The following is a 19,103-nucleotide window of genomic DNA, read 5'->3' as shown; positions in this document are numbered from 1 at the left end:
AATGCTACCTATGAGTAATAGTCATTGCAGGTTCACCGGCAATGCCAGGGAATTTCCCCGGACGTGACAAACGTTTTCTGCGCAGTCTGTCCATCATGACAAAGACGACAGGCGTGGTATATAAAGTCAGTAATTGGCTGAGTATCAGACCGCCAACGATGGCGATGCCCAAAGGCTGCCTTAACTCGGCACCATCGCCACTGCCCAAGGCAAGCGGCACGGCGCCAAAGATGGCAGCAAATGTGGTCATCAGAATAGGGCGCAGACGCAGGCATGCTGCACGGAAGATGGCCGCACCGGCAGTTGCGCTGTACGCACGCTGACGGGTGATGGCGAAATCGATCATCATGATGGCGTTCTTCTTCACGATACCTATCAGCAGAATCACACCGATCAGGGCAATGATGGAAAAGTCGGTATTGAACAAGATCAATGCCAGCAGTGCACCTACGCCGGCAGAGGGCAGGGTGGACAATATGGTCACCGGATGGATCAGGCTTTCATACAGCATGCCCAATACCAGATACACCGTAATGATGGCCGCAGCGATCAGGATAGGCTGTGATGACAAGGATTGCTGGAATGCGTTAGCTGTTCCCTGAAAGCTGCCCCGTACCGATACCGGCACACCCAGTTCGGCCATCGCATTATTGATGGCTAGCGTAGCTTCGGACAAGGACACATTCAAAGGCAGGTTGAAACTGACAGTTGATGCAGGCGTGCCACTTTGGTGGTTGATCGATAACGGTGTATTGGTTGTTTCGAACCTGGCGAGGGTGGAAAGCGGAATTTGCTTGCCCGCGTTATTCGTGACATATAAGCGTTGAAACGTTGACGGTCCCTGGAGGTAAGGACTGGCCAATTCCATCACCACCCTGTATTGATTGAGCGGGTTGTAGATAACACCAACCTGGCGCTGCCCAAAGGCATCGTTCAGGGTGGTGTCGATGGCACTCATCGATATACCCAGGCGTGCCGCCGAATCGCGGTCAATCACGAGTGAGGTCTGCATGCCCTTATCTTGCTGGTCACTGTTGACGTCAGCCAGTTCAGGCAATTGTGCCAGGGCATTGCGTATGCGCGGTTCCCAGGTGCGCAAAGCATCCAGATCATCGGCTTGCAAAGTATATTGGTATTGCGCATTGGATTGACGGCCACCTATACGTATATCCTGGGCAGGCACCAGAAACAGGTTGGCACCCGGTTCATGCGACAACCTGGTACGCAAGCGGGCGATGACCACATCTGCCGACACCTGGCGCTCAAGAATGGGTTTGAGTGTGATATAAAAGTTGGCTGAATTACTTTGCCCGCCGCCAGTATTGCCACTGACATTCGCTACAGCCGGGTCGGCACGGACGATGGTCACAAAAGTGTTGAGCCGTTGTTGCATCATTTGAAATGAGCTGCCCTGATCTGCCTGCACACCACCCACAATCACACCGGTATCCTGTTGCGGAAAGAAAGACTTCGGGATGGCCGCATACAGGTAAACATTAAGGGTAATCACGCCCAGTAACGCAATCAAAGCAACGGGTTGATGACGCAATGTCCACATCAGCGAATGACGATAACCACGCATCATCAGGCGATTGAGTTTTGCCATCACGCGGCCAATTTTTCCAGGACGTCTGACTACATGCTGCTTCAGTAACACTGCCGCCATCATCGGTGTCGTGGTCAGCGACACCAACATGGAGATTAAAATGGCGATTGACAGCACTACCGAAAATTCGCGGAACAGGCGACCAACCACCCCCCCCATCAAGAGCAGGGGTATGAACACGGCAACCAGACTCAGGCTGATGGAGACCACAGTAAAGCCGATTTCACGTGCCCCCTTTAGTGCTGCCTCGCGCGGGCTTAATCCCTGTTCTATGTATCTGCTGATGTTTTCGGAAACAACAATGGCATCATCGACCACAAAGCCGGTTGCCACCGTCAATGCCATGGCAGATAAATTGTCCAGGCTATAGCCAAACAAATACATGGCACCCAGAGTGCCGGCCAGAGATACTGGTACGGCAACAGCGGGCAACATGGTGGCGCGCCAGTTGCGCAAAAACAGCAACACCACCAATATCACCAGGCCAACGGCGATGGAGAGTGAACGTTCAACTTCGCGCAACGATGCCCGGATTGTCGGCGTCCGGTCACTGACGACATTCAGGTTGATAGCCTGTGGAATGGATGCCTGCAAACGAGGCAACAGGGCGCGCACACGCTCTACGGTTTCTATGATATTGGCACCAGGTTGCTTTAACAAAAACAGGACGATGGCTGGTTTGCCGTTGGCGACACCGTAATTGCGTACATCCTGCACCGAATCAACTACCTCGGCCACGTCGCGCAGCCTGACTGCTGCGCCGTTACGATAACTCACAACAACGGGTGCATATTCAGCAGCAGTGCGCGCCTGGTCGTTGGCACCGATTTGCCAGCTACGACCATCTTCTTCCACCGAGCCTTTGGGGCGGTTGGCATTGGTGGCTGTCAGCGCCAGCCGCACGTTTTCCAGTGATATACCTTTTTGTGACAGCTTGTCCGGGTCCAGTTCCACGCGTACGGCTGGCAAGGCTCCGCCACCCACTGATACCTGGCCTATCCCTTCTACCTGTGCCAGGCGCTGTGCCAGAACGGTGGAGGCGGCATCATACATCTGACCGCGTGTCAGTGTTTCCGAAGTGAGTGACAAGATCATCACTGGTGCATCCGCAGGGTTTACCTTGCGGTAAGTGGGATTGCTTGGGAGGCCGCTGGGTAACAGGCTGCGTGCTGCATTGATGGCGGCCTGCACATCGCGGGCAGCGCCGTCAATATTGCGATTCAGGTCGAATTGCAAAGTGATGTTGGTCGAGCCCAGTGAGGAACGTGAAGTGATTTCACTGACACCGGCAATGCTGCCAAGTGCCCGTTCCAGCGGCGTGGCGACGGTTGCCGCCATGGTGTCCGGGCTGGCACCTGGCAGCGAGGCATTCACCGAAATCGTCGGAAAATCAACCTGCGGCAAAGGCGCGATAGGCAGCAATTGAAAGCCGATGATACCGGCAAGTGCCACACCCAGGGTGATCAGGGTGGTGGCAACCGGCCTTGCTATGAATGGCGCAGAGATATTCATAGACTGCTTTCTTTTGCCAGTCTGGCGGCTTCGCGCCTGTTGCGCCATTCGGCAAGTTTTTGTGCCTGGTGGGTAAACCCCAGATAAATCACCGGAGTGGTAAACAAGGTCAGCATTTGGCTGACAATCAGGCCACCGACCATGGTGATACCCAAAGGATGGCGCAATTCATGGCCGGCACCGGTACCCAGCATCAGCGGCAACGCGCCCAGCAAGGCGGCCATGGTAGTCATCAGGATGGGGCGGAAACGCAGCAGGCAAGCCTGATGGATGGCAGCACGCGGTTCCATACCTTGTTCACGTTCGGCATCCAGCGCAAAATCGATCATCATGATGGCGTTCTTTTTGACGATGCCGATCAGCAGCACAATACCGATGATGCCGACCACCCCCAGATCTTGCCCCGCTATCAGCAGCGCCAGCAAGGCACCCAGGCCTGCAGAGGGTAGGGTAGAGAGAATGGTGATAGGGTGAATATAACTTTCATACAGCACACCCAATACGATATACATGGTGACCACTGCTGCCAGGATCAGCAGCAGGCTGCTGCTGAGCGAGGCCCGGAAGGCTTCGGCGGCACCCTGGAAACTGGTTTCTACGCTGGGTGGCAAATCCAGTTTTTCTTCTTCGGCCTTGATGGCATCCACGGCACTACCCAAAGAAGCTCCGCCCGCCAGGTTGAAGGAGATAGTGACGGAAGGGAATTGCGCCACGTGGTTGATCGCCAGTGCTGCCGATTTGCTGATTACCTGGGCAACCGATGTCAATGGTACCTGCACAGTGCTGGAGCCACCGCTGGCCGATACCGATGTCCCTGGTACGTACAAGCCTTCAATGGCGACCAGCCCCGTTTTGACATCTTTTGCTGCTTCCAATACCACACGATACTGGCTGGACTGGGTATAGATGGTTGAGATAAGTCGTTGACCAAATGCGTTGTACAGGGCTGTATCAATATTCGCGACGGTTACGCCCAATCGGCCAGCTGCTTCGCGGTCAATCTGTACATAGGCTTGCTGACCTTCATCCTGCAGATCGCTGGCGACATCCGCTAGTTGCGGCAATTTTTTCAAGCGTGCCAGCAGTCTGGTGGTGGAGGATGTCAGGTCGGCAGAATTGGGGGAGCTCAGCAAGAATTGGTACTGTGTTTTTGAAATACGGTCTTCTATTGTCAGATCCTGCACGGGCTGCATATATGCTGTGATGCCGGGGATATGGGAAGTGCTTTCATCCAGCCTGCGAATGATTTCGGTTGCTGATGCCTGCCTTTGCGCAAAAGGTTTTAAAGTAATTTGCATGCGCCCGGTGTTGAGCGTGGGGTTGGCACCATCCACGCCTATGAATGAGGCCAGATGATCAACATCGGGATCCTTCAAAATGGCTTCTGCTACCGCCTGCTGACGGCTGGACATGGCTTCAAAAGAGGTGGTCTGTGTCGCTTCGGTAATCACCTGTATCAAGCCTGTGTCTTGCACAGGGAAGAAGCCTTTTGGCACCCAGACATATAAAACCGCTGTCAGTACCACGGTGAAGGCGAATACCAGCAGCGTGGTAGCTGGCCGGTCAAGTACCCAGTTCAAGGCATTGCCGTAACGGCTGACCAGTGCATCGAAGCTGCGTGCACTCCATGCACCAAGACGTGAATGTTTGATTTCATGCTCTGGACGTAACAGACGTGCACTCATCATCGGTGTCAGCGTCAGCGACACAAATGCAGAGATCAAAATGGCGACTGCCAGCGTGATAGCAAATTCGTGGAACAGCCGGCCAACCACATCACCCATGAATAGCAGCGGTATCAGCACAGCAATCAGTGATACCGTCAGCGAGATAATGGTAAAGCCAATTTGCTTGCTGCCTTTTAGGGCCGCCGTTATTGGTGAATCGCCTTCTTCAACGAAACGGGCAATGTTTTCTATCATGACAATGGCATCGTCGACGACAAAGCCTGTAGAAATTGTCAGCGCCATCAATGTCAGGTTATTGATGGAAAAACCGGCCAGGTAAATGACGCCAAAAGTACCTACTAGTGACAGAGGTACCGCGACACTGGGAATAATGGTTGCACTGGCGCTGCGCAAGAACAGGAAGATCACCATCACCACAAGGGCGATGGAGAGCAGCAGCTCGAATTCGGTGTCATCAACTGATGCACGTATGGTGGTAGTGCGGTCAGCGATAACCTGTACATCGACCGAAGCAGGCAGCGAGGCTTTCAATTTGGGGAGCAGGGCTTTGACACGATCCACCGTTTGGATAACGTTCGCCCCCGGCTGGCGCTGTACGTTCAAAATCACACCAGGCACATTGTCAGCCCAGGCTGCCAGACGCAAGTTCTCTGCGTCGTCGACTATCTGGGCGATGTCTTTCAGTCGCAAGGGATTGCCATTTTTCCAGGCAATCACCAGATTCTGGTATTCAGCGGCTGATTTCAACTGGTCATTGGCATCAATGGTGGAGGCGCGTTGCGCCCCGTCAAAACTGCCTTTCGCCTGATTCACATTGGCTGAGACAATGGCCGAGCGTATGTCATCCAGCGACAAGCCCAGTGATGCCAATGTTTGCGGATTGGCCTGAATACGCACGGCAGGGCGTCGTCCACCGGCAATGCTGACCAGACCGACACCGTCCACCTGCGACAATTTGGGAGCCAGACGGTTTTCCGTTAAGTCATGCAATTTAATGACCGGCAGAGAAGGGGAGGTAATCGCAATCGTCAGCACTGGTGCATCAGCAGGATTGACCTTGCTGTAGATGGGGGGCATGGGCAAATCGCTGGGCAGCAAATTGCTGCCACTATTGATGGCTGCCTGTACTTCCTGTTCTGCTACATCCAGTGACAAACCTAAAGAAAAGCGCAAGGTAATAACGGATGCACCGCCTGAACTGGTTGATGTCATTTGATTCAGGCCTGGCATCTGGCCGAACTGCCTTTCCAGGGGCGCGGTGACGGTGGTTGACATGACGTCCGGACTGGCTCCCGGGTAAAGTGTCGTTACCTGGATAGTCGGGTAATCAACTTCAGGTAGTGCTGATAATGGCAAAAGGCGATACGCCAGGATGCCCGCCAGCATGATCGCCAGCATCAGCAAGGACGTGGCGACGGGGCGTTCAATAAAGATTCTTGAAGGATTCATGGTGGCTATCTGGCTTTACTTGGATGCAGCAGCACTACTGGCGGACTGGTTTGCAGAAGCCGAAGAAGTAACTGAGGCAGAGTCGGAGGTCGATGCCGATGAAGATGCCGACGCCGATGCAGATGCAGATGAGCCTGCCCCTTTATCTTTATTTCTGCCACGTTTGCCACCAGCGGGTGCATTGGCACCAGCACGCTGTTTGGGGTCGGTGGCAATAACTTCCACCTTCGCGCCCTCACGCAAACGATCGACACCATCAATCACCACTTTTTCACCGACTTTCAAGGGGCCTTCTATGGCCATCCAGTCGCCATCGACTGTGCCTGGTGTGATGACACGTGTGCTGACAGTATTATCTGCATTGACAACGTAGAGGTAGAAACCTTGGGTACCGCGCAATACGGCAGCTGGTGGAACGGCGATAACATCGTTCAATGTATCCATTTGCAGGGTGACACTAACGGCCTGATTGGGGAACAGAGCATCGTCCGCATTCGCAAATACCGCTTTGACCTTAATGGTGTCAGTTGTCGTGTCGATGGCATTGTCTACCGTGGCGACGCGGCCAGTAGCCAGCAAACGTTTGCCGCCACGGTCCCATGCATTGACTGTCATTGCCGTGTTCGAACGCAGGCGCGAAGTGATCAGGGGTACATTGGCGGACGGCACGGCAAATACCAGCGCAATTGGACGGGTTTGATTGATGACGACAATGCCATTGGCGTCAGATGCCTGCACTACATTACCAATGTCAACCTGCTTCAAGCCGACCCTGCCGGCGGTGGGGGCCAACACGCGGGTGTAAGACAATTGCAGTTTTGCACTGGCAACAGCAGCCTGGTCTACCTTGACCGTGCCTTCGAGCTGATGAACCAGAGCTTGCTGGGTGTCCAGTTGCTGTTTTGGGACTGCATCTTTAGCAAGCAGGTCGCGATAACGTGCCAGGTCTATATTGGCGTTATCCAGTTGTGCTTTGTCACGGGCCAGAGCACCTTCCGCTTGCCCCAGAGTCGCTTCATAGGCGCGCGGATCTATCTGGGCCAGCAACTGGCCAGCGCTGACTTGTTGACCTTCGATGAAATTCAGACGCTGGAGCACGCCGTTTACCTGCGCATGGACGATGGCCGTATTTGAAGCCGTTACGCTGCCAATAGCATTCACCATCACTTTGATATCTTGTTTGCGTACAGTCTGTATGGATACAGGTTGTACGGTATTGGCACCACCAAACCGCCGGCCGCCTGCATTGCCAGCGGGAGGTTTGGCTGTCGCGCTGGCGGCATCGCCTGTTGTGTCGGTGCGCGATTTCCACCACCAGGCACCGCCGACACTTATTACCACGATCAACAACAATGCCAGCAGACGAGGTCGGCCAAGTCCTGCCTGACGACGCAAAAATTGTGCATGATGGGACTGGATGCGTTGCGTAAGTAAGTCAGTGATTTTGTTATTCATTTTATCAATGGTATTAAATTATTAATATTTTCAGTTTACACCCGTAAACTCTGAAGCTAATAGCTGTATTGCCATGTGGCTAATCCATGACTGAATTATGGCGGGTAGATGGTATCGCTAATGTTACTTAATGTATTGTTTTAATGCTTATTGAAACGAAAAATCAAATTATTCTGATTTATCTACAGCCGCGATATGGAAATCGCATGCTACAACATATAAATAGGACGTACGCAAAATTACCCCAGCTACGTAAATCCTAATAAAGATCCAATGGAAGATTTCATGCATTCAGACATCAATAAGCGCGAATTGCAGAAATGCTGACAGTGGAAAGGAGGGAAAAGTTCAGTAACGACCCCTTTTCCATTTATTTGAATTGCAAAGCGGCATTTGATGGCACAAACAATCTGTTTGCCGACTGTGGACGGGTTTTATGCGAAGGGTGTGCGGGGGGGGAGCGGAAGGTATCAGGCATTGATCAATAGATTACTGCGCCGGATTTCTGAACGCCTGATGTAACCGCAACCTAGGGTCTTACTTTGGCTAACAATTTTGAACGAGGGCGCAAGCGCGGGGCCGCGTCAGATTGCCGACGTACCAGTGCATGTTCTATGTGGACGTGTTCAGTCGCTTCAGGTGCGCCATTGCGCAGAGCGCGAATTTGGCGCAACAACAGCTGTACTGCAGCTTCTGCCATGTCGGCGATTGGTTGGCGCACGGTGGTTAATTCTGGCCAGATGGTGGTTGCCAGTGCTGTATCATCGAAGCCGGCAACGGTCAGATCTCCGGGTACATCGAGGTCCAGTCTGTGGGCGATGGCAACCACGCCAGCAGCCATATCGTCGTTGCTGGCGAAGATGGCAGTAGGTCGCTCTTCCAGCCCCAGCAAGGCTTCTGCTGCATCAAGGCCAGAGCGATAGGTAAACATTCCTTGTGCGATCAATTCTGGTGAGGCGTCAGCATGTTTTTCGGTAATGGCAGCCTTGAAACCTTCCAGGCGGCGCGCACTTGCACTCTGATTCGGGTGACCAATGATAAAACCGATACGATGATGGCCTAATGAAATCAGATGGCTGGTCATGGCGTAGGCTGCGTGGAAGTCGTCGATGCTGATGCTACCCATGCGCGGGTCAGGCTTGCCACAAGCAACAGTGACCGCTGGCGTGCCCGAGATGGCAATCAACTCAATCAGTCGTGCAGAATCGCATAGAGGAGGAGGCAGGATGATGCCATCGATACCATTGGCAATCAGGCGCTGTGCTTGTTCAACGTCGTGTTCATCGGCTTCGCATTTTTCTACCACCAACTGGATATTGTTGGGGCTGGCTTGATTCAGCAGGCCGACCAGAAATTCACTTAAGTAGCCCGCACTCGGATTGCTATACAAAAAACCAAAACGTATGGTGCGCGAGCCAGCCAGACGACGTGCAGCCTGATTGGGAATGTAGTTTAATTCAGCGATAGCTGCTTCGACACGCATGCGTGTTTGTTCTCGTACTTTGGTGTCGCCATTCATCACGCGCGACACAGTCATTGACGATACATTCGCCAGTTTTGCTACGTCGGACATGGTAGGGGCGTGCAGCCGGTTGTCGATTTTTGGCACCGGAACTTTCCTCACCTTGCTTTTTGTCATCTGCCTTGGGAATCCGTTTAAAAGTGAGCTAATAAGTGAGCTAATGTTACAGGCTAACTTTACCACAATGGCCTGATGTATGGCTAACACACATAGATGGCAATTGCTTCTTCACCCTGCTTCCGCTTTCGGGAAACAGGAGGGCAGGACTTATCGATAACGATAAAGTTTAAACTTTTGTATCGAAAATTCTCTGTTCGATAGCATGATTTGTCTGCCCTGATGGCTTTCGTCGCCATTTAACCAGCGTCCTTCTACCCATTGGCCGTTTTCATAAATGCCTTCGGTAATTTTTTCGAAGCCAACCATGGTGGTTATGTCGCTGGCGTCCTTGACAGTAACAGTCAACCCCTTTCCCGCGACAAGAAATTCATTGTCAGACAGGCGAATAATCAAACCACCATGTGCCTCCAGATCTTTGTTCTCTGTCTTGCTCCAGCGATTGTTCAGGTCGACCTGCAACACAAAGGAACCCATGGTAACTTTTTGAGGCGTGGAATCTATTGTGCCGTCATAAGAGACGTGAGCCTTGAAGCCACGCATATTGCCGCTACCCTGGTACTGGGCGATTATTGGTGCCAGTTGTTTCAGCAAGCGGAAAGCTTGTGGCAGCATGTCGTCTCCCTTAGCCGTACTGTCTTCTATGCCAAAAGGCGAAAACCCAAAGGCATCGTGTTCACCTATTGAATAAAAAGCCTTGGCAGCGGCATCGTGCCGGCCCGCATTGTTTCCCTCGGGCACGAAGAGCGGGTTATTGGGACGTTTGAACTGTACAGCCCATTCGGTAAAGTTGGGAAAATAGGTATCTATAGCCAGCACATCGATAGAGGGGGCTCCTGCTTTCCAGATGTCAAACAAATGTGGCAAAGGCCCGGCGCTCGGATATTCGCCAGGCTTCTTGCCGGGGCGATTCAGTGCAGCGTTGACATACATAGGTAATGGGTAGATGGATTTGCCGGCGGCCGTCATCCCTTCAACGAAGCGGGCATATGACCATGCCTGGAAAATCTCTTCTGCAGCAACGCTGGTGCCGAATACTTCGGTCCAATTGCCTGTCATACGATTGCCATTGGCGGCCCACAGTGTCTTGATCGACGAATGCAGGCTGGTATGATTTGCCTGTAAATAGTCCATTAAGATTGTTGGTACTTGTCCCTTTAATGCAGCATTGGCCAACGTGCCAAAGTCGCGTGCGTCTGGCAACATGCCGATTTCGTTCTCGACCTGAATCATGATGACCGTACGCTGTGCATCGACTTGCTTGAGGTGAGCAAGCAAGGCTTGATAGGCCGCGGTATCCGCCGCCAAAGTATTTGTGCTGAAGGGGGTGAGTATCTCCTGGGTTGCACCATTACGGCTTCGCGAAAGTGGGAAGCGCTGCTGATCCTGTTTGACCCACGCAGGGACATAAGTTGACATGGAATTTTTCCATGCCCCGAACCACAACAAGATCAACCTGGTGTTGTTGGCACGGGCTTGTTGCAGCATGCCGTCAAGGATCGTGAAGTCGAAGCGGCCTTCTGCAGGCTCGATCTGGTCCCATTCCACAGGTGCCAGCACAGTGTTGACTTCTGCCGTCTTCAATGCTGGCCACAACTTGTCCAGATAGGTCAGGCTGGATGCTGATGAATTATGCAGCTCTCCTCCCAGAATCAGGAAGGGCCGGTCGTTGACCATGAGTTGAGTGGCTGAACCTTGCTTGCGCAAATAAGGGATGCTGTCCGCAGCGATTGCTGTTGAGCAGCCCAATAGGGGCAGTACCAGAGTACAGATGAAAAGACGGAAGCTGTTTTTCGATGCTTTCATACCATCCTTGCGTTTTATTGAAAAAACCACCGCTGACAGAATCAGACGGTGGCGAATCCGCCAGATCGGATCAGGAGCTGGCGGCAAGTGAGGCGGAGAGGTGGGGCCGGTTGCGATTAAAAGGTCATGGGTCACTTTCGGGGGGTGTTTTACGACAGCAGATTAGAGTCAGCCTAGATTATGGCGAAGCAGAGCGTGTTTTATTTAGGACTTACGCAAAACCGCGCCAAAGCGTTCCAGCTCCTCTCATAGGAGCCGCGTACTGAAGTACTGTTTTCGTCTCTGCGGTTTAGTCGGGGTTTCAGGCAACATGTTGCCTGCCGACGAAACGAACCTCCCCTGCAAGGGAGGTTTCCTAAAGCGATAGCCTTGTTGGGACAATTTTGCGTAAGTTCTATTATTGACATTTGTGCCTCCTGAGTCGTTTTTTTGTAGTTTTTGCGTTGGCCGACCATGTTAAAAGTAAATGGTAGCGCGATCATTTTTAGTTTAATGGATATGCAAAGTTAGTGTCAATGAAAATATAGCGTTTAATGTAACGCGATAAAGTTGCATTGTTGCAACTTTATCGATTCATGGATTTTTTTGGTCATGATATTGCGAAATCATTCATGACTGGCGTTTCTGTGATCACTCGTTACGCAAAATTCTGATTGAGTTTTGACTGAAAACGCTCAATGAATTTGGTTCGTGGAAATCCAATTTACGTAGAGTGATGGAAGTATATAATGGCTCGCGTTTCTTAAAAAAGGCGCTTGTATTTTTGCTTTGTCTGCTTCCAATGCTGAGGCGTCAGGATAGGTCAATCTGTTTATTTTTGGCGTCATATCGTTGTGGCCGTGTTTTTTGTATTTTTGTTTAAGCGCTCAAGATTTCATGGCAGCCAATACTTCAGGCAACTATAATTGTTTGCGCTACCATATAGGCTGACTCATTTAAAAATGAGGATGCTGCATTCTGATCAGGTAATGCAATATAAAAAATACAGGAGACTTAATGAAACATCTTTATTCCGGCCTCACTGCGCTGGTGTTGGTTCTATTGTCGATGGCGGCCAGTGCTGCTGATGCGACAAAGCTGGCATCTCTCAATATAGATGCCAGCAAACCCGGGGTTAATATAGATAGACACATCTTTGGGCAATTTGCAGAACATCTTGGACATGGTATTTACGAAGGGGTTTGGGTCGGGCCGACCTCATCAATCCCTAATACCCGTGGCATTCGCAAAGATGTGGTGGCCGCATTGAAAGCGATCAAGGTGCCGGTGGTGCGCTGGCCGGGTGGTTGCTTTGCAGACGAATATCACTGGCGCAATGGAATAGGGCCAATTGATAAGCGGCGTGCAGGTTTGAACCCGAACTGGGGTGGTGTGGTGGAGCCTAATACCTTTGGCACCCATGAATTCATGGATTTCGTTGAGCAAATTGGGGCTGATGCCTATATTTCTGCCAATGTTGGTACCGGCACGCCGCAAGAATCTGCGGAATGGTTGGAATACCTGACTGCTGAAAACACTGCGCTGGCACAGGAGCGGGCGTTGAATGGGCATTCTGCGCCATACAAGGTGGCGTTCTGGGGTATAGGTAACGAAAGCTGGGGCTGTGGTGGCGCTATGAGTGCTGACTACTACGTGAATCAGCTCAAAGTCTATTCCCGCTTCAGCCGGAATTATTTCAAGGGCCAGAAAATGCAGCAGATTGCCGTCGGTCCGGACGGCGCTAAAACCGAATACACCGAGACGATCATGAAGGCGTGGCGCGACAAGGTGTGGAGCTGGGATATTGATGGTTTGTCCCTGCATTCATATACAGTCAATGGCTGGCCGCCCGCAATGAAAGCAACTGGTTTTGGTGAGAGGGAGTATGCCAGTTTTATCAAAGAGACGATGGGCATGGATGATCTTATCAAGACGCATTCGGCCGTCATGGATAAATATGATCCGGCCAAGAAAATTGCGCTGGTGGTTGATGAGTGGGGTTCGTGGCTCGCGCCTACACCGGGCAGCAAGCCAGGTTTCCTGGTGCAGCAAAATTCACAGAGGGATGCCATCCTTGTCGCGCTCAATTTTAATATTTTCGCTCGACATGCAGACCGGGTTCGGATGACTAATATCGCGCAGATGGTCAATGTGTTGCAGTCCATGATATTGACTGACAAGCAGCGCATGTTGCTGACGCCAACCTACCATGTCTTTAAGATGTATGTGCCATTTCAGGACGCGCATCTGGTACCTGTCAGTATCGATAGCGGCACCTATGCTTTTGGCGAAATACGTTTGCCACGTGTGGATGCTATTGCTGCTAGAGACAAGGATGGCAAGCTGTGGCTGGCGCTGACCAATATTGATCCAAATACTGCGGTCGATATCACGGTCAACCTGTCCGGCTCGACTGACAGCGTGGCATTGGGCGAAACCTTGACGGCCCCGCGCATTGATGCTGTCAATACGTTTGACGCGCCTGAGACAGTCAGTCTGAGGTCAGTGAAAGCTGCTGTCTCCAATCATAAGATGATATTGAAACTGGCACCGCAGTCAGTCACAGTGATGGGTTTTCAATAAAAGGCAAAGTGCCAATTAAAAAAGAAGGAGACACTTCATGCGAAATCACTTCATGTGGCGCATAGCAAAAGTATTGATTGCGGCTTTATGTGCGTTTGGTTCCGTCGTATCTGTTGTGGCGCAAGCCAGACCTGCAGACAATGGTGATGGTACGTATACCAATCCACCACTGTACGCCGATTATCCTGATCCGGATATTATCCGCGTCGGGGAAGATTTTTATTTTGTCAGCACAACATTTGCCAATAGTCCGGGCTTGACTGTCCTTCATTCAAAAGATTTGGTCAACTGGGAATTTGCTTCTCACATCGTGCCAAAATTGGAGGGGATGGAGCAATATGATCTGAAGAATGGTAACGCCTATCGAGGTGGCTTGTTTGCTGCCAGCCTGCGTTATCACCAGGGTACTTTCTACGCAGTGGTCACGCCAGTCAAGCAGAATACGCGCATATATTATAGTAAAGATATCAAGGGGCCGTGGGCTTACCGTGAGCTTGATCGCGCGGCGTTTGATCCGGCCTTGTTCATTGAGCCAGATGGTAGAGGGTATATTGCGACATCTGGTGCTTGGGACGGTACGATCACTTTATTAAGTCTGAATGGCGACTATTCGAAGGTGACTGATGCACGCAAGATTCATTACTACAAAGGAGCAGAGGGGTCGAAGCTCGTCAAGCGTGGGGAATATTATTATCTCTTTAACGCGCTACCGGGCAGTCTGACTTTGATCGTATCACGTGCCAGGAGCTTGTTCGGTCCGTGGGAATCGCATACGCAAATTGGCGATCGTAGTGGCGGGCATCAAGGCGGGATCGTTGATTTGCCGGATGGTACTTGGTATGGCTTTGTAATGCGCGATGCCGGTCCGGTCGGTCGCGTCACCAATATCAGTCCGATTTTCTGGGACGATGACTGGCCAGTGTGGGGTACCAAAGAAGTTCCGGGTTCAGTGCCGTCAGTTGCTCCCAAACCCATCTTGGGCAAACCTGTCATGAAGCTGGCAACTTCGGACGACTTCAGCGCAACGACTTTGGGTATGCAATGGCAATGGAATCACAATCCCGACGATGATCACTGGTCGCTGCGCGAGAGACGTGGTTTCTTGCGACTGGAGGCGACTAAGGCCAACGAATTCTGGGCTGCGCGAAACACCTTGACTCAGAAGGGGCAAGGCCCCTGGAGTCGAGGCGAAGTTGAAATTGATGTCAGTAACGTGCAGGCTGGCGACGTATGTGGGTTTGGTACGTTAGGTAAATTCAACGGTCATATTACGGTTCAGCGTGATGCGACGGATAAACTGTTCCTGAGTATGGAGGTCATTGAAGATACTGCGATTGGGCGGCAGACTGAAGTGCGGGTCCCCTCATTGCAAATTAACGTCAGCAAGATTTTTTTGCGCACCGATATGGATTTTATAAAGAACCAGGCTGAGCTTGCCTATAGTCTGGATGGCAAGGTCTGGAAGGTGCTTGGCGGTAATTTTGAAATGGGTTATGACTGGCGAACTGGAACTTTCCAAGGGCAGCAGTTCGCTTTGTTTTGCTACAACCCGCGACCCGATCAGGGTTACATCGATGTGGACGCGTTTCGCTTTACTAATCAACCTTAGATTATTCCGATAATTAGATGAATCTGATAAAGGGCGGTTCCTGAGCTGCATCAATCTTCGCAGGTTGGTGCAGTTTCGCTTTTTTTGCATTGACTGCAGTCCCTTTGCAATTGGCTGGTGAATAGATGCCACTTTATTTATTGCTTGTTCAGCAAGTAAAAATGTTAGCGCAAACAATTATGATGGAAATTCGTATCCGCGTAACAACGCAAGTGATAAAGGCTATTGACGCGCAATTACAAAAGGGCGACCATGCAAATGGTAGCGCTATTTATTGCAGTATCATCGTTGTTATGCGCAAACAAAAAATAGAGCATCCAGACACGAAGTCAGAGGGAAAATCTAGCTGAGATGCTCATTGATAAGGCAGTTTTTTATCAACAAATCATATGTTGAATATGAGGATTTTGTTTGCGTTACCACAATCTGTTTCTCGTAATAAATAAATATCGAAGCACCAATAAAGGTGCAAACAACAATGGCACAAGATGCCGCATAACAGGAGACATGCATGAACAAAAAAACGAAAGGGGCCGTACGGCGTCGATTGGGTACAGGGAGCGAGGTCTTTGTGACTACCGTTCTTGCCGGCCTGATTTCCAGCGCTTACGCGCAATCAGTACCAACCCCGGCTCCGGCCCCAGCAACAACCGCTGAGCAGGAAAAAGAAAAGGAGAAAGAAAAACCAACTCCGACGGTGACGGTCAGCGGCTATCGAAGCTCGCTCGCCCTGTCTGCCAACGAGAAGTACGAGAACGTGGGTTTGAGTGACACGGTGTTCTCTGAAGATATGGGTAAATTCCCAGACCCCAATATTGCTGATGCACTGGGCAGGATTCCCGGGGTTAAAGTCACCCGTGCAGAAATCGATGGCGAAGGCCTGAACGTCTCCATTCGCGGCATGGGTCCGGCTTTCACTCGTGTGCTGCTGAACGGCGCTCCTATGGCATCTGCCTCGGCTGGTAGCTGGGGTGGCAACATCAGTGCCAATCGTGAAGTTGATATGGACTTCCTGCCGTCGGAGTTGTTCCGTAGTGCCAGCGTCTACAAGAGTCAACTGGCGAGTGTGATTGAGGGCGGCATTGCAGGCACAGTGGACATGCGCAGTGTGCGGCCTTTCGACAAAGATGGTTTGCGTTCAGCGATTACGCTCAGCGGCAACTATCGCGATCAAAGTGGTAAAACAGGTACTACGGGCTCAGGTTTGATTAGCAACACCTGGAATACCGGCCTTGGTAAATTCGGTGTTCTGATCGGCGCTGCTTTTGGTGATACCAAGTATAAGACTGAAGGTTTCCAATCGGTCGACATGCGTAACTTCCAGTTAAAGTCCTTCCAGGCCAATGCGGCTGACAATCCTAATAGTACTGGTGGCGGCTCACAGTCCACCCCGGACACAGTACCATCTGGGCTGGCACTTAACGATTTGCCTGCTTTTGCGCGTTCGATTCTGGTGCCCGGTAAGCAAATTGATCGTGCCATGTTGTTGGCGCTGAATCCAGGTGCCACCATTCAGCAAATTGACAATGCTTTGATGGCTCGTCTTGGGCGACATTTGATCTATGAAGGTGAGCGTAAGCGCTACGGCGAGGTCGTCAGTCTGCAATGGCAGCCAAGCGACAAGCTGGATGTCTATATGGACATGATATTCGCCCAGAAGGGCAACAAGATGATTTATGAAGGGATGAATGCAGGTACGCGTGCTAACACCGTGATCCCTATTGGCATGCAATTTGATCGCAGTGATTGCACGATAGGTTGTGTACTGACAAAAGCTACTTTCGCCAATACATTCTGGTCCCTGGAATACCGGCCTATGGAAGAAAAGACGCTGTTTCGCAGTTTCAATCCTGGCTTCGAATACCGTCCCAACGACAAGTGGACAATAGATGGACATGTTAACTTTACAAGCAGCAAGTTCTTCCGCGACATGCCTTCAGTGCTGTTGGCCACTACGTCGCCAAACTCTGTCATTACCTATGACAACTCTGTTCCAGGACAGTCGCCAACCTATGGTGCCAACCTGAATATCAACGACCCCAAAAACTTCGGCTGGAATCAGGCAGGGCAGGGTTTGTCCGGCTTGCGTATGGACCTGTATCAACGGGAAAATACGACCAAGGGCTCACGTCTGAATGTCAATTGGGGTGATAGCAATTTCAGTATCAAGTCCGGCGTGTCGCACGACGATATTGAGCGTCGTTACCAGGACTACTCTGCAGCGGATGCCTGGATGAACGTTGCTTGCGGCAATAACGTCAACTATCGTTTCTTCGCGCCGAACACACAGATCCGTAATCCAGGCTGTGACGGTCGTAGTACACCAGGCGTGGTAACGGATGCTGCCACTGCCTACCCTGGTTATGGCACTGGTTCTACGGCAGGGGCAACGACGCCGTTGACTTATCAGGGATCTGTGGTCACCAATGCTGGTGTGCCGAATTATGCTTATGCCACGAACCACGGATTTATCAGTGTAAATTGGCCTAAATTTGCTCAGGATACGGATTATCAATATTTCCGGGACAATATTTACAAAGATTTCACTAGTGGCAGCGGAGGATATATTCGTGAGGTAGTGGATGCTTTCTATACCGAAGCCAATGGTCGTTTCAAATTGTTTGATGGCACGCTGCGTTATAACGCTGGTGTGCGCTACGCCAATACCAAACAAACGATTGGTGCGTTAAGTATCGTATCCGATCCACGCAATGCCACTTTGAAGAATGGCGGCTTGTATGACAACATTGGCGTCTGGGCTTATGAAACCACCAGCTACGCCAATATATTGCCGTCTGCAACCATCGCCTATAACATCACGCCAAAGTTGATTTTCCGTGCTTCGGGGTCCAAGTCACTGACGCGTGCCAACCCGGCTGACCTGAGGCAGACAATGCTGACCATTGGTGACCAGGGTGCACGCCAGGGTAACGTGACCAACCCAAATCTCAAACCATTCGGAGCCAATAATCTGGATTTGGGGTTGGAATATTACATGACCCGCGAGGCCTACGTCTCGGCAAGTGTCTTTGCCAAAGATATTGTGAGCCGCCCTGGGCAGCGTATCGTCACCTATACTCTGTCACAACTGGATTCGATATACGGGCCAGTGGGGCTGACAGCCGCACAGCAGCAGTCAGTAGATGCCAGCGGTGGTCGCGACAAGCATTTGGTCGAAATTACTGAACCTTACAATATCGACACCAAGTTAAAAGTACGCGGTATCGAACTGACCTGGCAACAACCGCTGGATATGTTGCCGGTAAAGGGTTTTGGTTTTACTGCCAATTACACTTATACAAACCAAAAGGATGAAGCACTCAACGCACCGCCAGTAGCCGGCGTGCCACCACGCACCAGTAACCTTACTTTGTACTACGAGCGTAATGGCCTGAACTTCCGTGTTTCGCGCCAGTATACCGCTTCGCATGTTGTTAATACCAGCACAGGTTTGAATGTACCTGGTGGGGCTTATGCTTATACAACGGATCGTACGCAAGTTGATCTGTCAGTAGGTGCCAATCTGAAGCGCTTGTTCAATTTCCCATACAACACAGATCTGACCCTGAGTGTATGGAATGCAAACAAAGCAATCAGCCAGTCCTACACACAGTTCAGCAATGCCGTGTTTGATGAGTACAAGCCAGGAGCATCTTATACTTTGTCAATGCGCACATCGTTCTGATGCTTAGTTTAATACTTAGTTAAGCCATATAAGGGTGGCTCGCTAAAAGTATAAAAAGCTAGGTGCCTGATATTTAACATGTAGTCAAAGAA

At 51.1% G+C, this 19,103-nt stretch carries 9 protein-coding genes; 4 read left to right on the top strand and 5 right to left on the bottom strand.

Translation table 11 applies throughout. The features are described from left to right. Positions 1-4: 4 nt before the first annotated feature. The 5 genes from AC1RVX_RS18755 to AC1RVX_RS18735 all read right to left on the bottom strand — a co-directional run bounded on the left by AC1RVX_RS18755 (position 5) and on the right by AC1RVX_RS18735 (position 11,155). Complete coding sequence (locus tag AC1RVX_RS18755; protein ID WP_493218121.1) at positions 5-3,118, bottom strand: multidrug efflux RND transporter permease subunit; 3,114 nt, start codon at positions 3,116-3,118, stop codon at positions 5-7. Continuing rightward, positions 3,115-6,255, bottom strand: a complete 3,141-nt coding sequence (locus tag AC1RVX_RS18750; RefSeq protein WP_493218120.1) for an MdtB/MuxB family multidrug efflux RND transporter permease subunit — start codon at positions 6,253-6,255, stop codon at positions 3,115-3,117. The genes AC1RVX_RS18755 and AC1RVX_RS18750 overlap by 4 nt, the downstream gene beginning before the upstream one ends. Before the next feature lie 15 nt (positions 6,256-6,270). Further along, positions 6,271-7,710, bottom strand: coding sequence for an MdtA/MuxA family multidrug efflux RND transporter periplasmic adaptor subunit (locus AC1RVX_RS18745; RefSeq protein WP_493218119.1), 1,440 nt, complete (start codon positions 7,708-7,710; stop codon positions 6,271-6,273). 529 nt (positions 7,711-8,239) lie between these two features. Then, positions 8,240-9,319 carry a LacI family DNA-binding transcriptional regulator gene (locus tag AC1RVX_RS18740; RefSeq protein ID WP_493218118.1) on the bottom strand — a complete coding sequence of 360 codons (1,080 nt, stop codon included), beginning with the start codon at positions 9,317-9,319 and terminating at the stop codon, positions 8,240-8,242. A gap of 180 nt (positions 9,320-9,499) precedes the next feature. After that, positions 9,500-11,155, bottom strand: coding sequence for a GH35 family beta-galactosidase (locus tag AC1RVX_RS18735; RefSeq protein ID WP_493218117.1), 1,656 nt, complete (start codon positions 11,153-11,155; stop codon positions 9,500-9,502). Between the two features lie 996 nt (positions 11,156-12,151). Here AC1RVX_RS18735 and AC1RVX_RS18730 point away from each other — a divergent pair. The 4 genes from AC1RVX_RS18730 to AC1RVX_RS18715 all read left to right on the top strand — a co-directional run bounded on the left by AC1RVX_RS18730 (position 12,152) and on the right by AC1RVX_RS18715 (position 19,011). Beyond that, entirely contained in the window at positions 12,152-13,717 is a 1,566-nt protein-coding gene (locus tag AC1RVX_RS18730; protein ID WP_493218116.1) for an alpha-N-arabinofuranosidase, read from the top strand. Positions 13,718-13,754: 37 nt separating this feature from the next. Next, on the top strand, positions 13,755-15,326 hold the full coding sequence (locus AC1RVX_RS18725; RefSeq protein ID WP_493218115.1) for a glycoside hydrolase family 43 protein: 1,572 nt from the start codon (positions 13,755-13,757) through the stop codon (positions 15,324-15,326). Between the two features lie 125 nt (positions 15,327-15,451). After that, positions 15,452-15,676 (top strand): hypothetical protein, encoded by a 225-nt coding sequence (locus tag AC1RVX_RS18720; protein ID WP_493218114.1) that lies wholly within the window; start codon positions 15,452-15,454, stop codon positions 15,674-15,676. A gap of 161 nt (positions 15,677-15,837) precedes the next feature. Next, complete coding sequence (locus tag AC1RVX_RS18715) at positions 15,838-19,011, top strand: TonB-dependent receptor (RefSeq protein ID WP_493218113.1); 3,174 nt, start codon at positions 15,838-15,840, stop codon at positions 19,009-19,011. Positions 19,012-19,103 lie beyond the last annotated feature (92 nt).

It is taken from the genome of Undibacterium sp. GW821-FHT11B02 (genome assembly GCF_058808955.1).
Note: the sequence above shows the minus strand (reverse complement) of the source record. Positions and strands in the feature narration are given on the sequence as shown.